General features: G+C 58.2%; 17 protein-coding genes and 3 pseudogenes. 5 read left to right on the top strand and 15 right to left on the bottom strand.

The window, feature by feature from the left end; translation table 11 throughout:
* The first annotated feature begins 634 nt into the window (after positions 1-634).
* Complete coding sequence (locus AB4097_RS20650) at positions 635-1,345, top strand: Crp/Fnr family transcriptional regulator (RefSeq protein WP_442043027.1); 711 nt, start codon at positions 635-637, stop codon at positions 1,343-1,345.
* Position 1,346: 1 nt separating this feature from the next.
* The gene (locus AB4097_RS20645) at positions 1,347-1,589 is read left to right on the top strand and encodes a DUF6894 family protein (protein WP_442043025.1); all 243 of its coding nucleotides are present in this window, start codon (positions 1,347-1,349) and stop codon (positions 1,587-1,589) included.
* A 627-nt stretch (positions 1,590-2,216) separates the two neighbouring features.
* Here AB4097_RS20645 and AB4097_RS20640 read toward each other — a convergent pair.
* The 8 genes and pseudogenes from AB4097_RS20640 to AB4097_RS20605 form a co-directional block, all read right to left on the bottom strand.
* The gene (locus tag AB4097_RS20640) at positions 2,217-2,489 is read right to left on the bottom strand and encodes a DUF6894 family protein (protein ID WP_442043023.1); all 273 of its coding nucleotides are present in this window, start codon (positions 2,487-2,489) and stop codon (positions 2,217-2,219) included.
* A 129-nt stretch (positions 2,490-2,618) separates the two neighbouring features.
* Positions 2,619-3,341, bottom strand: coding sequence for a Crp/Fnr family transcriptional regulator (locus AB4097_RS20635; protein ID WP_442043021.1), 723 nt, complete (start codon positions 3,339-3,341; stop codon positions 2,619-2,621).
* A gap of 107 nt (positions 3,342-3,448) precedes the next feature.
* Positions 3,449-3,706, bottom strand: a complete 258-nt coding sequence (locus tag AB4097_RS20630) for a DUF6894 family protein (RefSeq protein WP_442043019.1) — start codon at positions 3,704-3,706, stop codon at positions 3,449-3,451.
* A gap of 506 nt (positions 3,707-4,212) precedes the next feature.
* Positions 4,213-4,428: pseudogene (locus tag AB4097_RS20625) on the bottom strand (tyrosine-type recombinase/integrase); the annotation flags it as partial.
* Positions 4,429-4,585: 157 nt separating this feature from the next.
* The gene (locus AB4097_RS20620) at positions 4,586-5,347 is read right to left on the bottom strand and encodes a Crp/Fnr family transcriptional regulator (RefSeq protein ID WP_442043017.1); all 762 of its coding nucleotides are present in this window, start codon (positions 5,345-5,347) and stop codon (positions 4,586-4,588) included.
* A gap of 465 nt (positions 5,348-5,812) precedes the next feature.
* Positions 5,813-6,052: a hypothetical protein gene (locus tag AB4097_RS20615; protein ID WP_442043015.1), complete on the bottom strand. Its 240-nt coding sequence runs from the start codon at positions 6,050-6,052 to the stop codon at positions 5,813-5,815.
* Positions 6,053-6,112: 60 nt separating this feature from the next.
* Positions 6,113-6,331: a hypothetical protein gene (locus AB4097_RS20610; protein WP_442043013.1), complete on the bottom strand. Its 219-nt coding sequence runs from the start codon at positions 6,329-6,331 to the stop codon at positions 6,113-6,115.
* A gap of 142 nt (positions 6,332-6,473) precedes the next feature.
* Positions 6,474-6,911: a hypothetical protein gene (locus tag AB4097_RS20605; protein ID WP_442043011.1), complete on the bottom strand. Its 438-nt coding sequence runs from the start codon at positions 6,909-6,911 to the stop codon at positions 6,474-6,476.
* A gap of 620 nt (positions 6,912-7,531) precedes the next feature.
* Between AB4097_RS20605 and AB4097_RS20600 the strand changes: the two genes are divergently transcribed.
* The 3 genes and pseudogenes from AB4097_RS20600 to AB4097_RS20590 all read left to right on the top strand — a co-directional run bounded on the left by AB4097_RS20600 (position 7,532) and on the right by AB4097_RS20590 (position 8,370).
* Positions 7,532-7,996, top strand: a complete 465-nt coding sequence (locus AB4097_RS20600) for a hypothetical protein (RefSeq protein ID WP_442043009.1) — start codon at positions 7,532-7,534, stop codon at positions 7,994-7,996.
* Positions 7,981-8,154: pseudogene (locus tag AB4097_RS20595) on the top strand (DUF6894 family protein); the annotation flags it as partial. The gene AB4097_RS20600 and the pseudogene AB4097_RS20595, both read left to right, overlap by 16 nt.
* 45 nt (positions 8,155-8,199) lie before the next feature.
* Positions 8,200-8,370 (top strand): hypothetical protein, encoded by a 171-nt coding sequence (locus tag AB4097_RS20590; RefSeq protein ID WP_442043007.1) that lies wholly within the window; start codon positions 8,200-8,202, stop codon positions 8,368-8,370.
* Positions 8,371-9,382: 1,012 nt separating this feature from the next.
* Here AB4097_RS20590 and AB4097_RS20585 read toward each other — a convergent pair.
* The 7 genes and pseudogenes from AB4097_RS20585 to AB4097_RS20555 form a co-directional block, all read right to left on the bottom strand.
* The gene (locus AB4097_RS20585) at positions 9,383-9,667 is read right to left on the bottom strand and encodes a transposase (protein ID WP_442043005.1); all 285 of its coding nucleotides are present in this window, start codon (positions 9,665-9,667) and stop codon (positions 9,383-9,385) included.
* A gap of 3 nt (positions 9,668-9,670) precedes the next feature.
* Positions 9,671-9,853, bottom strand: a complete 183-nt coding sequence (locus tag AB4097_RS20580; RefSeq protein ID WP_442043003.1) for a hypothetical protein — start codon at positions 9,851-9,853, stop codon at positions 9,671-9,673.
* Positions 9,854-9,885: 32 nt separating this feature from the next.
* The gene (locus tag AB4097_RS20575) at positions 9,886-10,362 is read right to left on the bottom strand and encodes a helix-turn-helix domain-containing protein (protein ID WP_442043001.1); all 477 of its coding nucleotides are present in this window, start codon (positions 10,360-10,362) and stop codon (positions 9,886-9,888) included.
* 1,616 nt (positions 10,363-11,978) lie between these two features.
* Positions 11,979-12,284: a hypothetical protein gene (locus AB4097_RS20570; protein ID WP_442042999.1), complete on the bottom strand. Its 306-nt coding sequence runs from the start codon at positions 12,282-12,284 to the stop codon at positions 11,979-11,981.
* A 381-nt stretch (positions 12,285-12,665) separates the two neighbouring features.
* The gene (locus AB4097_RS20565; RefSeq protein WP_442042997.1) at positions 12,666-12,866 is read right to left on the bottom strand and encodes a hypothetical protein; all 201 of its coding nucleotides are present in this window, start codon (positions 12,864-12,866) and stop codon (positions 12,666-12,668) included.
* 139 nt (positions 12,867-13,005) lie between these two features.
* Entirely contained in the window at positions 13,006-13,215 is a 210-nt protein-coding gene (locus AB4097_RS20560) for a cold-shock protein (protein WP_442042995.1), read from the bottom strand.
* A gap of 763 nt (positions 13,216-13,978) precedes the next feature.
* A pseudogene (locus tag AB4097_RS20555) lies at positions 13,979-14,770 on the bottom strand (IS481 family transposase); the annotation flags it as partial.
* Between the last annotated feature and the right edge of the window lie 761 nt (positions 14,771-15,531).

Here is a 15,531-nt window from a genome sequence, read left to right as displayed (position 1 = left end):
TCCTCATCCGTCAGGTCCGACGGATAGCGCTTGGTCTTCTTGGCGATCGCGGCCATCCGGCCTCGGGTCTTATGGGTCCACATCCACAGGGTGAATCACATCCCTCCCGCCAAGGGAAGCCCATCAGATCAAGTTTCCAAACAGTCTCTAAGCGCTTTGGACATTTGCTCAGCAAACCAGGGCTCTGCCGCCTCAGGGCTGCTGAACAGGGCTAGCCGCTTGTCCGCGCAGACGCCGAAGTCGGCTTCGAGAAACCAGAGGCCTCCCTGACAATTATGTGTTTCGGGGAAAGGCGAAAGAGCACTGCCAAGAGATCGGCGCCCCAAACACCAGAAGCCCCTCCCGGTCAGGCGTTTCCTCAGCAAGCTGGACAGGTTGATAGGTAAACACAGATGTCACGGCGATGCCTCCCCTTGCATGGCAACGCAAGCCGAGCCGCATCCCCCGCCAGCAACCGCAGAATGGCAGATTGCACGAAAGCGTACAATGCGATTCCGGGACGCGGGGGCCTACCGCGAAAGTCCTATCTCTTTGCTGTCTGGAAGCCTACAATGCTTCCATCGCTTGCAGGGTTCAACCAGGGCGCAAGCGGCTGAGAGGAACGTGTTCTCCCGCCCCAACATGGGAGGACACCATGCAGCTTCAGCAAGTTCCCATCGGCAATCGGCTTCTCGCCTCCCTTTCCGCAGACGACCTTGCGCGCCTCCAGCCTCATTTGGAGCCAGTGTCACTCGCCCTGCGACAGGTTCTGATCGAGCCCAATACGCCCATCGAGCACGCCTACTTCCCCGAGCAGGGCATGTCGTCGGTGACCAACAACAGCTCCGGCGGTAAGATCGAGGTCGGCGTGATCGGCCAGGAGGGCATGGTCGGCTTGCCGATTGTGCTTGGGATCGACCAGACGCCTTACGAGCACTTCATGCAGATCCAAGGTCACGGCTGGCGCATCGCCGTGCAGGATCTGGAGCAGGCGATGGCTCAGAGCAGATCTCTGCACCGCCATCTTCTGCGCTATGTGCAAGCCTCCCATGTTCAGGCCTCCGAGACGGCCTTTGCCAACGCCAACAGTGACATCGAGGCACGGTTGGCCCGATGGCTGCTGATGTGTCACGACAGGGTCGAAGGCGATGACATCCCGCTCACCCATGAGTTCATCGCCATGATGCTTGGCGTGCGCCGGCCCGGCGTGACGGTGGCACTTCACGTCCTTGAAGGCATGCGGGTCATCAGGGCCAAGCGCGGGTTGATCAGCGTGCTCGACCGGGAGAAGCTGGAGGAATTGGCGGATGAAGCCTATGGTCTCTCGGAAACGGAGTACACGCGCCTGATGAGGACGGAGGCGTGAGATGCCGCGTTACTTCCTCCACCTCCGATATCCGGCGTCCGAGGATGGCTTTGCTCAGGACGATGAGGGCGATGAACTCACCGATCTCGACGACCTGCGGCAGCACGTCGTGGACACCGCCCGCGACCTGATGAGGGGTGCGCGCCTGAAAGCGATTCCCGACTGGCTCCGATGCTCGTTTGAGGTGACGGATGAGGTTGGCACGGTCGTGCTGACGCTACCGTTCTCAGAGGCGGTCAAGTAGCCGATCAAAGCCCCTTCGTTGCCTGGTGAGCGGCAAGCCCGACTGGAAGGCCCAAGAGGCGTTAGAGCATCGTGCGGAAAAGTGGATCCGGTTTTCCGCACGATGCTCTCATTCATGAATACAACATCGGATTGGATCCCAAAAGTGGATTCCAATTTTGGATCCGATGCTTTAGCGTCTGGTCAGAGGGCGCTAGGCAGCTTCGCCCCTTCTGCTCAGTCCTGATTTCCACTACAGTCGTCTCAGATTTACGCACCCCAGCCAGAAAGCTGTCCGTCGTCAAATGTTTGCTCTCCTGGCGCCGCTACACGGTCGAGCTCTTGTCTGATGACGCGCACTGTTATGGGGCCGAAGCCTTCGAACTGCTCAAGCTGGCCAGCGACAGCCCTAAGCTGAGCGACTGTCTGGATGTTCTCTCGAAGGAACACGTCCCAGGCAAGCTGGGGCAAATAAAGACCCTCAATGGGTCCTGCGCAGGGTTCGAAATGACGGGGCATGTGCTGATCCTAGCCTTACAGGCGGGAGCGCACGCATCTCTCAGCCGTCGGTGCCTAGTCTCTCATACCGGCGATAGCCGATTGTACGCCCGCCCTAAACCCACGGCCAGCATTATCCCATTAAGGGACTTTACGCGTAATCCGCGTCCCTTAGAGGATATAAGACGCGCTCTGGGAGCGCCTCTTTCACAGACACCGAATGCAGGTGGCGGCCCTGGTGATCCGTGACCACAATCGCCTCTACAGCGATGTCACGACCGAACTTGATCGCTTCGGCCAACAGGTACCGAATGCCCCGCATGGCTTCCTCCTGGGCCGCCTGGAGGCTGGGCAACTCCGACCCCTCCCAGTCTTCAATCACAGAATGATCAGCGTGCTTCAGGTGCAGAAAGTACCGGGGCATCGCCAAATGCCTCCTTTGGATGATCCATCAACTCCGGACCGATTTCGTTGTTGCTGTACGAAATCGGACAGTCAATTTCCGTGCTAGAGGCTCCCTTGCAAGAAATTCGGGACAGCCACAGTTGCTTTGCTATCGCGGCGCGCCTGGGAGCAAGCGCTGATAGATAAGCCGAACCTTGCCGTAGCATTCGCAGGCTGTCTTTTCGAGGCCAGCCCGGTTCAGCACCGTAATGCTGCCTCTGGACTGCTGGATCAGCCCCGCCGTCTGAAGCGTGCGGGTCACCATGCTCACGCTGGAGCGCTGCACTGCCAGCATTTCAGCCAGAAATTCATGGGTGAGCGGCAAGGTATCCTGATCCGCCCGGTCGCGCATGCTGAGGATCCAACGGCAGCAACGGGATTCGACCGGATGAACCGCGTTGCACGAGACGTTCTGGAAGGTCTGGGCGAGCAGGACCTCGCCGTAGCGCATGATCAGGTGTCGCAGGTTGGGGCGAGCGTTACTCATCTCGTCCAGACGCTCGCACGAGATCCGCGAGGCCGCACCCGCCATCTGCACCACATAGCGTCCGAAAGCCTCTCGAATGACCAGTGCGCTAAGCAGGCCCAGGACGCCCTCGCGCCCAAACACCCCCACCTCAACCGTGCCGCCATCCTCCATGACATTCACGAGCGACACGATGGCGTCATGGGGGAAGTAGGCGTGGCTGATAGTATCGCCTGTGTCGTAGAGCACTTGGCCATGTGTCAGATGGACCGTTTCGAGGTCGGGCTCAAGGAGCGCAAAATCCTCGGGCTCCAGAGCGGTGAGAAGCCAATTCGTACGATGATCGGCGTTCGGAAGCTTGACCATAGCGACGCTACCACTTCATCCAGATACCCGGATTGAGGAAGACGGTCTCAGAATGGCCAGGGCCGAAAGGGCTAGGCCGGCCTGCCGAGAACGAGCTAAACCTCAGTTCAGAACTTCCGATTTCCGCCAGGCGTGATCTCTTGATCGGCGGCTGAGAAGCGGAGCTTGAGCACAGACTGTCCGGATGCGTCGGTAACATTCATCTGCCACTCGGTGCTGTTCCAGAACCGATCGCCTTCATCACGCAGCATGGAACCGGCCGTTCGGATTGCCTCGGCGCGGGCTTCTCTCAGGCCGGGAAGCACCGTCCCGTCATTGTCGATGATGTCGCGGCCGTCGATGACATGGAAGAAATAGCGGGGCACGAGGCGCTCCTTGTCTCTTTAGGCGGGAGCACACGGATCTCTCAGTCACCGACGCCCAAGTCATCCCTGTCGGTGGTAGAACTCAACGGCTCAAGATGAGAATTGTTCGAAAGCGTACAGATCTTTGTTGGCCTTGGAACTGTCGTTCCATAGATGGCTCATCAGCGAGGAAAACTTTTGATGGGGCCTCCCTGCAGGAACCGAGGCTGTTCTGACTCCGGCGCCGGTCTATACAAGCGTGATGAAGTCGGGCGCCGATTTCGGTCGATTGCTCATGAGCGCAGTGGCGAGAGCACTTCACCCCGCTGAGCAGGGTCAATCATCATGTAGGCTGCTGGCGACATAGCCGCTCGGGTGATGGATTACTGCTGGCTGATGAGCTCTTAGGTCTGGTCCTGGCACGCGCCGGTCGTTTGTCTTGTGGCTGCTTAAGCCTTAGGTTCGGACCTTGTTCCGTAACAGGCAGTAGGCTCTGAGGCGGATCGTCGGCGGGCCGCCTCCGGCGTTTAGATCTCAACCTGCTCCGCGATCGGAAGGGCATCGTCGACATCAATACCGAGGTATCGCACGGTACTCTCGATCTTGCTGTGGCCGAGCAGAAGTTGGACAGCCCGGAGGTTTCCTGTTCTTCGATAGATCATCGAGGCTTTGGTCCTCCGCAGCGAGTGCGTGCCGTAGGCGAGGGGATCGAGACCGATCGCGCGAAGCCAGGATGCCAGCATGGTCAGCGATAACGTCTTGCATTGCAGTACTCCTGAAACGAAGACCCCGCACTGAACCTTGGCTGATTATGCCGACAGGGAACCCAGGCTGAGCATCCTTTCCACGCCTTGTCGGCTATCCTCGCACGCAAGCAGGCGCATCGTCCTGCTGAGCGGATTAATCCGATCCCGCCTCACGCGCTTGATCGTTTGCTGTGATGTTCCGAGGCTTGTGAAGGAAGTTCAGATAGTTTGGGCTGAACATCGAGAGCTCCTGTAAGGCCTCCAGGTCGAGGATGGTGAGGTGCTTGCCTCCTAATTCGATCAGCTTCCTGTTGCGAAGCTCCTGGAGAGTCCGATTGACGTGAACGTTTGTGAGGCCGAGCGTATCGCCCACTTCCGCCTGGGTGACAGGCAAGTCACAGGTGTAGTCCTTTGTGAGACCTACAGCTCGCATCCGCAGAAAGTACTCGCAAATGAGATGGGCCACGCGCTCTATGGCGGTGCGTTGGCCCAGGTTGAGGAGCCATTCGCGAGTGATCGCCTCGTCGACCATTTCAGACCACCACAGGGCTTGCGTGATACGGGGGCGGCAGTCGGTGAGCGTGAGAAGGTCCTGATGCGAGATCGCGGCGATGGTGGCCGGGGTCAGGGTAGCGACGGAGTGATCCATCTCGGAGAGGATGAAGACCCGCAGATTGCAGAAATCACCAGGGATGAAGTGAGCCAGGATTTGCCGCCTCCCATCGGGCAACGTCTTGTAGCGGCAGGCGAAGCCGTCGAGGACCAAATGGACGGCATCGGGGGTCTCACCTTCACACACGATATCCTGCCGTGCCCCGAGGCGCTCGGTCCGGCCCGCGACCAACCCTAGGGCCTGCTGCTCCTCCTCCGACAGGTGGGTGAAATTCTCAAGTTTGCGGATCAGCGGAGCTATCATGGTTTTCTCCCGCCAAGCCTTATCCTGGCCCTCCCTTATACACAATTGACACGCTGTTCTGGCTGATTCCACCAGCCTTGCTTGCTGGACCCAGGTTAAGTGGATGTTCGCGGCAACCCGACGCGGCAAGGTTTTAGCGGCTCTCCTTCCATCAAGACGCTTCTCGGAACCACGCCACTCTCTGCCAAGCGCCTGCGGGTGAGCGTCAGGCGAGGCTTTCCACGACCAGCGACAGCGTAACCCGCCAGACGATCCGCGTACAAAGCTCCTCGGCGCGGGAGCCTCAGAAACTCGCCCAGCCGCAAGCTCACCGGGATGGATCCTGTTCCAACACGGGAAGAAGCGGTTCGCTCGACGAACCTTGTGAGTTCTGCTCGGGCTCTTCTGGCTCAGCCTTGTCGGCCCGCCAGCGCGAACGCTATCTTGCCTCAAACCGCTTAGCTGACACGGGTCGGGGCCGACCGCTCATCCCATGACATCTGTCTCTGGTCTGTCTTTTCCCAGAGAGATCTCTTCATGCCAGTCACCACCTTCGTCTTGATACTCGATATCCTCAGTCGCGCCCGGTAGCATCTGTTCAGCGGCAGCCCGCTCCGCAGCCGCCCGGGCTTCGTCATGGCTAGCATAGCGTTCCGAGAAGACATCTCCGACTTTGTAGGTCCATCCGTCTTCATGCTCGACAACCTCATAATGGATTGTACCCATCGCTATTCTCCCATTGAGCCCTGTTGATGCGAACAATGTGCGAGGAGAGATGGTGGCACTTCAGGTACCGCGGTGTCCTGGGCTCCAGAAAAACACCTCTTCACCACGCTCGTCGACGACTCGGAGAGCATCCGGCTTTTGTGGCATGTCCAAGGTCTCAAAGAGCGATTGTGCTCTGACCTTCGCATCTTCCAGATCGTTTGTTTCATGCTCAACGCGGCCGAGGGTGGCATGGGCCTGGTCCGTGTCCCGGACACGAAAGAACTCGATGATAAACATTGCCGGTGTATCACCTTGCTGGAGGAGACGGCGGCTATTCGGGCCACCTGTTCCTTGAAGATAATTTGACGTGCTATCTCGGCCGTCCGATTGGCGCAGAAAGGCGGGATGCCAGCTAAAGAGTCGGCCAAGTAGCCGGACCTTATGGACTGTTTGTTCCCGTCTCCGGCACAGCCGCCGCATCGGCGTCATTCCGTGCGAGGATTGCCTGCAAGGCCGCTAGTGCTGCCTCGTCCGCTGCTGCGGCCGCGAGCTCGAAGACTGCAATGGCATATTCCTCCGCATCGTCGGCGCGGACTTCCAGCCGATGAGGCTTGTAGCGTTCTGTCCAAAGATCCTTGCCAGCCGCCGAGCCAGCCTTTTTCTCCGCGAGCCACGTTTTGACCCTGACATTGGCTGCTTCAACGGTCACGCGGTTGTCGTAGATGCGCTGCTCGACGCGGTCGAGTTGGCTTTCAAGGACCTCCTGAGACTGGTCGAAGGTCGCTGCTCCATTTGCTTTGAGCGCCTCAAGGCGGCGGTCCATGCCGTGAAGCTTGATCCGCAGCTCGTCACAAAGGCGACCGATCCGCTCACTCATAAGGGTCTCCTATAAGACTGTGATGGTCATGACGAGGGTGAATTTGCGTTGCCCTTCGATGGCCTCTCGTCGCCGAATTGCCTGACGACGCCTGTGTTGAAGACCTTCCGCTCAGATTGACAGACATCGGAGTCTCCACGTTTGGGGCTGGTCTCACTCGTGCAGCGACCGGCTCAGAGCTGCTTGTCCAGAGCCCAGAACTCAACGTCTCTGTTCGCGGGAGAGGCTGTAGCTCTCCTCGACCGTTTCGATGAGCTCTGACGCGGTTCGAATCCCGATCATCTCAACCATCGTGAACCGATCCCACCCGGACCGCATCATTGGCAGTACATGAGGTGTCAGCCCGGTACCGTCACGGACTTGATAATGCCGTAGATCAAACATGAAGCGGCTGTTTAGATACATCGGCAACCTCCGCAACCGCTCTCAGATATCAACCTTGACCCGTCACGAATGTCGCAAGGCCAAGAAACCATCATAATAAAATATGGGGATAAGGAGCCTTTTTACAGCCGGCAATATAAATAAACTCAAATAAAAATGTTTTGCGTATCTACTAATTACATAAAGTAGTATGCTTCCGTTTATCGATTATATAGTCGGCAGGAAAGGATCCTGTCATGAGATTGCATCGCTACGCCGTCGGCCAGCATGTCAGCTACGCCGAAGAATGGTTGCCCAACCAGATCTGGGTTGGCGGCTACGAGATTGTCTCCCTGCTTCCTGCCGGCAACCGGGAGCCCCAATATCAAATCCGCACCGATGGTCAGACCTATGACCAGGTTGTCTGGGAGTCCCAGGTGCAGGAGGAATTCGGGAGGAGGATGCGCTTGAACAAGGATGCGATGCGAGCCACGATGGACCAGAAACGTAACGATCCGAAAAGATCGGATCACCGTCAGGATCTCAGACGGTGGGATGATGAGGGTGGTGCGCCGCGATCAGGTCACCATTTCAGTGCGGCACCGCCATCGCAACCTGAAGCGGAAACAGCCCTGTACTATTTCAACATTCAACCGGGGGTCGCCGCGTCGAGGACCCTGAAGGGAACAGATACCGTGACCTCCAGGCTGCGCGAGAAGTAGCTATCACCATGGCTCACGACCTGATGGTGGAAGGCGATCAGCAGGGCGAGAGCCGGCGAGGCTGGCAGATCGAAATCATGGATAGGGCCAATCAACTGGCGATGGCGGCAACATTCGAGGATGTTCGCGACCCCAGACCAGTTGGCGAGCTGCGGTAAAGCTATGGCCGCGGCATGGCCGTGGGATTGGCAAGGGAGCCAAGCATGACAAAGAACTCTCTGACTGTCACTCAAAGGCTTGTGAACTCGGTCTGGAAAGCCGTCAGGATGCTGGAGGATCGCCCTGCACCGCCGCCGAAGGTCAAGCTCGACGGACGCCGCGGTTACGGTGACGGCAATATTCCCTCGCCAGAGCGAACTCCTGACCGCGAATGATCCAAAGCCCACGTTGATTCGAGATAGAGGTGACGGGGTCACGCTGAGATTGTCTCGGGTGTAAATGGCGACCGCTCCACCAGGAGAACCTGGGCGGTCATACCAATGGATTGCAAGCCATCAGGTACGTTCTGAACTTTCTCGGAGGCTTGCTCCCCGTGCGTGTCCTCCACCGTTCGGAAATCCAGCATGGTGAACCTGCCCGGGCTAGAGCATCGGACCCAAAAGTGGATTTGCACTTTTGGGATCGATTCCGATGCTCCTTCTCTTGGCTGGCGCATCGAATGGACCGGACCCGCAGGGCCGCGTCAGCGAATACCGGGTCCACTTTTCCGTCCGATGCGCTAGCCCCGTAGGAGGTGCGGCAGACCACAAACGACACAATAGTCGGGATCTCGTATTGGATGATTTGGCGATCTTTGATCCCTCAATGGGTGTCGAGAAGGCAGAGGGTTCCAGCCTCATCGGCATGCATGAGGCGCACGTAGCCGGCCATGTCAGCGTGAAAGATCGCTGTGAGGCGGCGTTGCATGAATGATGCACGCTTGCTCATCATCGGGCGCCATCCTTCGTGAGCCTGCCCGGTTGCTGGCTCTATCAACACACGCTTACTGTCCATGCAAGCGTCGGCAGGTACTGAATCTCACCTCCAGCAACAGGATCGGGGGAGACCGCATCCAGATCCGCACTCCTTTACCGATGGTAGCGGATCGTGAGCGTGCAAACGGCGAGAATGCCGGCCATCAGGAGGAAGGCCATCAGTGCCTGGAAGAGCATTAGATGAACCCCAGGACCACGGCTCCGCAGAAGAGGAAAGCCAAGGCGGCCGCAAAAAGAGCTTCGTTCTCAAAGGATAAATAGGACTTCATTCTGTTTATCATGATGTCCTCCAAACTGCGTCTGAGTATACTCCCTCAGAGAGCTTAAACATATCATTTCCGCGTTGAAGGAATGACTTTGTATGATCGAGCGCAGCGACAAGGTTTGTCTTTAACCTAAAGCGCTTTTGGTTTCAGTATAGGGCATAGCCGGCGTGCCTGATCCAGCCTTTGGCATCCTTTACCGTGATGGTGTCGAGGGCTGGTTTGAGTTCCGCCTCCAAGGCTTCGAGGCTGCGCGGGGCTTTTGCCTTGAGCGGCTCTTTCATCTTGGCCCAGGCGGGCTCGATCGGGTTAAACTCGGGCGAGTAGGGGGGCAGGTACAGCAATCCAATCCCAGCCCGATCGAGCAGGTCCCGCACTTCTGTGGCGTAATGCGGCCGCAGGTTGTCCATGACCAGAATGGCGTCCGGCTTCACCTGCTAGAGCCTGGGCACCAGCACCTGCTCCAGATAGGCCAGCAGCACGGAGGTCGAGGTCGACGCCTCGATGCTCATCGTGGCCACCAGGCCCTCACAGGCAAGTGCGCCCAACACCGTCAGCCGCTGCCACGAGCCGAGTGGGATCGAGCCGTATGCCCGCTGCCCACCGTGGGGCTCGCGCATGGGTGCGGGCCATCTTGGTCGTGACGCCGCTCTCATCCAGGAACACCAGGCGCTCCACAGGCAGCTCGCTCATCTGCTGGCGATAAGCCTCGCGCTCGGCCGCAATCTCGGGCCGCTCCTGCTCGGCCGCCCGAAAGGGTCTTTTTTGGCCGCAGCTTGAGACGCTTGAGCGCCTCACAGATTACCGCCAAGCAGACCGTCACACCGGTGCGCTCGGCCAGACGCTCACGGTACTCGCGCAGCAGCGCATCATTGTCCTCGATGACCAGTTGGCGCAGCACCGCAAGAACCGCCGCATCCAGCCGCGAGGGCACGCCGCCGCTGTGCGGCTTCGGAGCACGTCGGCCCTCCTCGCGGTCTTGGCGGCGCCAGTTCGACACAGTGGCGGGACAGGCCTGGAACCGGCGGGCAATCTCCACCTGAGGAAGGTCGCCGCGCTCGCAGGCGACCAGAACACGCTCACGCAGATCAGGGGAATAGGGCTGGGCGTGGCTTGCCTCCTGGGCCATATCCCAGTCAACGCGCAGCCCACCCGAATGGGTTCAAGCCCACATCAAAAGCGCTTAGCATTGACCACCTCGACGAATTTGAAGCCGCCGTCTTCCCGCAGCACATCCGCCGCCATCATGCGCACGAGCGCCTCGTCCTCTGCCAGGAGAACAACCACCGGCGGCTGATCCCTTTATACGCCTCGATTGTGTGCTGCGATAGCGCAAGAGTGCCGCGACCCAGGACGAGGTCCGTGGTGTGCTCTGCAACTGCCTCTGTCCGTACGGCCTCTTGCTGAGAGACTGGGATGGATTAGAAGCTGAGGATCAACATGGCGGCAACGCTAATGAGCCCTAGAAGCACAATACCCATGATGAACATTCGGAGGCGCTTCCGTGACTGGCTCATGTCACCTAGCATCTGCACTTGCCCCGGTCAGGCTCAATGGGTGACTTCGTTCTCGGCACTCGCAACGCCGGGGCTGAGGGGAGCATGGGTATACTCCAAAGACCCGACACCGTAGTTGATCATCCAAAGACACAGACCAAGACCTACAGCAAAGGCAGTCCAGTTCAGGACCCCTGTAACCCAGCCGGGCACTGTCCCGTGAAGTGCCGGCGACTTCTTGCTGTTGGGAGGGATGTCGACGGGCATGGCAGGTCCTTTGCTCAACGATCTCAAGGACGATCTGACGGCCAAGATTAGGACAGGGGCGATTTTGTCGGACCCAGAGGCGGTGTGCAGGAGCCAATCATCCTCTCGTTATGCCAGAGTTGCACGCGGCTCGTATGGGCAAGACTGCAAGCCCACTCACGCGCTTGCATTTCACTGTCGCAAACCAGGGTCTCGATCGTAGCGAGGCCAGTCGACGGATCGACAATAACAGCTTGGTAGGGCTGACTTGATCTCGATGAATTGTTCATAGCACACCTCAGAGCCTAAGGCACTTCGAGGTGCAGGAGTGCGCCCAAAAGGACAGCGGTCGACTAAGGAGCCACTGATCTATTCTATATGGTGAACCACTCGCGTGTTGAAAGGGCCACTACTGCCAAGTGATCCTCGACGGCCTGTTGCGAGAAGGGTTCCGTTTCAACGGCAACAACAGCAGTCACTCTTAAGTGACTGTTAAGCAGCACAATAACCAACTGTCGGGTTGCAGGTGCGTGCTAGGCTCCAATCTTGAATATTCTGTGGAGCCTATCTATGCGCGTACTGATAGTCCTTTTTTTCATCTTGGCTCCTGCTCTTACGCCTCAGGTTGCCCAAGCGCAGGGGCAGGCCACCAAGGAAGGGTCAAAGGCAAAAGCAGCAAGGATCTACACGGCAGAAGAAAGCACGGCGATAGCTGCTGCCGTTCGCGAGAAGGCTGAAGCCGCAGAGCGTGCGAGGGATGTAAGGCTGCGAAGAGCGACCAGGGGCATCTGCATCGGCTGCTGAGTTCGCCCCAATTTCTTCGTTGAAGGAAGCATGGCAAGGTTTTGGACAAGCAGTGTCAACGCGAACTTGCCATGATAGCTGGGCAGCTTGCATTTGTTGACGTCGCCGTCTTCTCGGCAACGGCCTTCCGTATCAACGTGGCTAAGCGCCCGCGTCACAAGGTCTCTCTGTTGTCGGACGTGGCTTGAGAAAGATCGTCTCAGTCGTGGGGTGACTTCTCGAGCAGATGATCGAAGTCGGCCAGCACCTGATCGACTAACCTACGGCGACGCAGATCAGATGCGTCCAAACTCTGCGCAAGCAGACCCAGCAGATAGCGAGCCTTCTCAACGGCCTCCGGCCAATCGATAGCGGGTGCAGCCGCCAGCAGATCCTCCAGTTCCGCTTGTCTCGCGTGGAGCGCTGCCTGGTCAGCCTCGACCTCGGATCGCAGGCGTCGAAGGTCAGTGGCTTTCTGAGCCGCCATGCCGCGATGCGCATCAAGACTGGTTGGTTGATCAACCATGGTGACCTCCTGCGGGTTGAGAGGCGAAACTGTCGCCCGTGATGGAATCCTATCCATGCATTCACCTTCGCACGGTATGCTATCAGGCTCGTTCCGTAAGCAGTCGCGCCAACAATCTGGCCTGTTGCGTACTCTCACCCATAGGCTCGGGCGCAACGAGGTGCCACCTGTGTGCTCGAAGAGCCCAGGCGACATCAGAGAGGCTGCCGAGCGGCTCATGCGACCACGCAGGATCACCCGTTGGCGTAAGGATCATAAACTGTCGTGACGCCTTCCTGCCGACGCGAGCAACGTAGAGGGTCTCACCGCCCCGATGAAGCACTGCGACAGGATCGTAGATTTGCGACCCGCGAAAGAAGGCTTCTGCATTGGTCACATGATTCATGCCTGTGCCGTGATCTCGCTCTCGCGCACGGCGCGTTCGCCGAAGCCGGACGACTTGATGCGGTACGAAACCTCGCCAGTCTGGTCAGCCGGCATGAGGCGGGTCACCTCGTAGATCCCGCTCGTTGTCGCGCGCTTATCCGAGAATTTCGGCTGGGTGATGCGGACCAACTGACGGACTTTATATTTGTGAGACATTCATCTCTCCTGGAGCCCAACGGCTATCGGGTTGGGCAGGTAAGCACTGCCGGGTGGACGCAAACAAAAAAGCCGCTCCATAAGGGAGCGGCTTCAAGACCAAACGGCACAGGCCTATGTCCTGAGCCGATCATAACGATTACGCCGTTTCGATGTTGTTGACGGCGATCTTGCCGGAGCGGCGGTCTTCGGCCGTGTCGAAGGAGACCTTCTGACCTTCGACGAGGTTGCGCATGCCGGCGCGCTCCAGCGCGGTGGCATGAACGAAGACGTCCTTGCTGCCATCATTCGGCTGAATGAAGCCGAAGCCCTTCATCTCGTTGTAGAACTTCACAGTGCCCATGATCATGGGGTTAGCCTTTCGCGATTGTTGTAGATGCACGTGAGGGAAGGCGCGCGAAAGCGCGACCTCACCTCGGTTCGTCGATGTAATGGTAAGAAAGTCCGAACGTGCGCCTGACAGTGTCAAAAGCGAAACGACCCGATTGTCCGGCCAAAATTCGATAAAAACTATATAGGACTTTCCTGCAACAATAACAAGTGCTGCTTATTTTGTTCTTTGAATTTGAGAAAAGCTTCCATTTTCTAGTGCTATCCGAGAATGGGATGGTTTTTGGCAAGCCAATAGCAGGTCCATTATTGATGTTCACCCCCGGCGCATTCACCTGCCGCCATCCGTTTGAGCGATGGAAAAGGCGGCAATTTGCGGTGGTGCTTAAGGATGAGCGGCCAGCGCCAGTTCGGCCTGATCCTGCCCAAAAACGAGGCCTATCTACCCAAGGGGCGTCGCGCCGCTGGCAGCTACGAGCGTAACCCCAAACGGCCAAGGTGAAAGGGGAGTTCCCAATCCGAACTGCTCGCAAGGCTAGGGCTGACAATGGCACTTCAACCGTCGGCTCTGGCGAAGTAGATTGATTGAGAGTGCAGCCCGAGCACCCATTCAGGCTAAGCCTGCTCAGTCACTCCTGAGGGCGCGCAACTTGACGCCGTAATGTCGGTTCCTGGCACTGAGTTGAAGTAGCCGCTGCCTTCGCGCTGGAGCCGTCCGCGGCAGCCGATCATACCCGACGACAGGATTAGCCGGCGATGCTTCTCGAAGACGGTCGACCAGATCACGAGATTGGCAACATGTTCAGTCCCGGCATTTGATGGACCGGATCTAATTTGAAACGTTTGGGCTCCTTGAGCCAGGTTTTGCAGATGAACTCGTAGGGTGTGAGCCCTTTGAGGGTCTTGAGCCGCCGGGCGAAGTTGTAAGCGCTCACAAAGTCAGCCAGATGCTGCCGGAGTTGGTCATGGCTGTCGTAGTAGTAGCGTTTGACCGTCGCATCTTTGATGGTGCGGTTCATCCGCTCGACCTGACCATTGGTCCAGGGATGTCTGGGCTTAGTCAGGCGATGGTCCACGTCGTTCTGGGCACAGGCATACTCAAAGGCATGGGCTCGGAAGAGCTCGCCGCGTTTCATCGCCTTCTTGATCAGCGCGACTGCCGAAGCCGTGTTGCTGGGCGTGGTGAAGTGGATGCCATGGTCAGTCAGCACCGTATGCACCTTGTAAGGCACCGCCTTGATCAGCGCGCGCAGGAAGTCGCCGGCGATCCCGGGGGTCACCTTCTCGTGCAGCTCCACGAAGGCAAACTTGCTGGTGCGGTCAATCGCAACCAGCAGATAGAGCCTTCCCTCCTCAGTGCGCACTTCAGCGATGTCGATGTGGAAGTAGCCGATCGGGTAGGCCTTGAACGTCTTCTTGGCCGGCTTGTCGCCGGTCACCTCGGGCAGGCGGCTGATGCCATGGCGCTGCAGACAACGATGGAGCGAGGAGCGCGTCAGGTGCGGGATCGTGGCTTGCAGGGCATACAGGCAGTCATCCAGCGGCAGGAGGGTATGCCGGCGGAAGGCGACGCGAACGCCTCTGTCGTTGTGGCGCTCCCATGGAGAATCTGGCCCATAGCGCGTCCCTCCATTTTGAGGATAATATCTCACCATCAAACCCTGGGATCAAACATCTAGCCTCAGCGGAAAACTTTTGTACCAGGTTCCTTTTGACGAACACTCTTGCGAAACTGACGGGACGGTGGACTAGAACTATTGAGAGCGTTCTCAGAGCGTCAGGGGTTGGCTGCCATGCTCGCCTTGGGCCATTTCTGGCGGTCTATAGCCTTGAGGGGCACTCTTAGCTCTAGGTACCGAGAACCGACCAATTTACCCATCGCCCTGGGATGGGATTGGGATCCGTCGGAAACGAGTTCCGGAATTCAGTGACGGCAACGGCTGAATTTCCAAATTTCAGTCAACCGATAATTCCGAATTTCAGAGGAGATGACATGAGATATGCCGCTTAAATCAAGGAGTCTGTTTCCGGACATTTATGAAGCTACCCATTTGTCCCCGGGTCTTGAAGTCTGACTCAAACCCGGGGGTATCCTGACTCGAATCGGCGAAGAGCCTGACTCTTCGGTCCTTTCAGTCTTGGGTTGTGCGTGGACCGACAGGACCGGGCACCACCGCCAAGGACTGAAAAAACTAGGACGGCAAAGCCGGCTGTCTGGTAGAGTGTGGTGGTGGGGGTCTTCTGTACCTGATGGGAGGTGCGGGATGACCAGACTCTCAGGGCGCCAGCCGCCGGAGCGCGAGCGGGTGCTGCGGCCCGCCTGTCGGCTGTGCCC

The organism is Microvirga sp. 2MCAF35 (genome assembly GCF_052115545.1).
Taxonomy (GTDB): domain Bacteria; phylum Pseudomonadota; class Alphaproteobacteria; order Rhizobiales; family Beijerinckiaceae; genus Microvirga.
Note: the sequence above shows the minus strand (reverse complement) of the source record. Positions and strands in the feature narration are given on the sequence as shown.

Excerpts from the sequence above, each read along its gene's own strand:
- AB4097_RS20650 (WP_442043027.1), top strand. The coding sequence starts at position 635 with ATGCAGCTTCAGCAAGTTCCCATCGGCAATCGGCTTCTCGCCTCCCTT.
- AB4097_RS20645 (WP_442043025.1), top strand. The coding sequence starts at position 1,347 with ATGCCGCGTTACTTCCTCCACCTCCGATATCCGGCGTCCGAGGATGGC.
- AB4097_RS20640 (WP_442043023.1), bottom strand. The coding sequence starts at position 2,489 with ATGCCCCGGTACTTTCTGCACCTGAAGCACGCTGATCATTCTGTGATT.
- AB4097_RS20635 (WP_442043021.1), bottom strand. The coding sequence starts at position 3,341 with ATGGTCAAGCTTCCGAACGCCGATCATCGTACGAATTGGCTTCTCACC.
- AB4097_RS20620 (WP_442043017.1), bottom strand. The coding sequence starts at position 5,347 with ATGATAGCTCCGCTGATCCGCAAACTTGAGAATTTCACCCACCTGTCG.
- AB4097_RS20615 (WP_442043015.1), bottom strand. The coding sequence starts at position 6,052 with ATGGGTACAATCCATTATGAGGTTGTCGAGCATGAAGACGGATGGACC.
- AB4097_RS20610 (WP_442043013.1), bottom strand. The coding sequence starts at position 6,331 with ATGTTTATCATCGAGTTCTTTCGTGTCCGGGACACGGACCAGGCCCAT.
- AB4097_RS20605 (WP_442043011.1), bottom strand. The coding sequence starts at position 6,911 with ATGAGTGAGCGGATCGGTCGCCTTTGTGACGAGCTGCGGATCAAGCTT.
- AB4097_RS20600 (WP_442043009.1), top strand. The coding sequence starts at position 7,532 with ATGAGATTGCATCGCTACGCCGTCGGCCAGCATGTCAGCTACGCCGAA.
- AB4097_RS20590 (WP_442043007.1), top strand. The coding sequence starts at position 8,200 with ATGACAAAGAACTCTCTGACTGTCACTCAAAGGCTTGTGAACTCGGTC.
- AB4097_RS20580 (WP_442043003.1), bottom strand. The coding sequence starts at position 9,853 with ATGCGCGAGCCCCACGGTGGGCAGCGGGCATACGGCTCGATCCCACTC.
- AB4097_RS20575 (WP_442043001.1), bottom strand. The coding sequence starts at position 10,362 with ATGGCCCAGGAGGCAAGCCACGCCCAGCCCTATTCCCCTGATCTGCGT.
- AB4097_RS20570 (WP_442042999.1), bottom strand. The coding sequence starts at position 12,284 with ATGGTTGATCAACCAACCAGTCTTGATGCGCATCGCGGCATGGCGGCT.
- AB4097_RS20565 (WP_442042997.1), bottom strand. The coding sequence starts at position 12,866 with ATGTCTCACAAATATAAAGTCCGTCAGTTGGTCCGCATCACCCAGCCG.
- AB4097_RS20560 (WP_442042995.1), bottom strand. The coding sequence starts at position 13,215 with ATGATCATGGGCACTGTGAAGTTCTACAACGAGATGAAGGGCTTCGGC.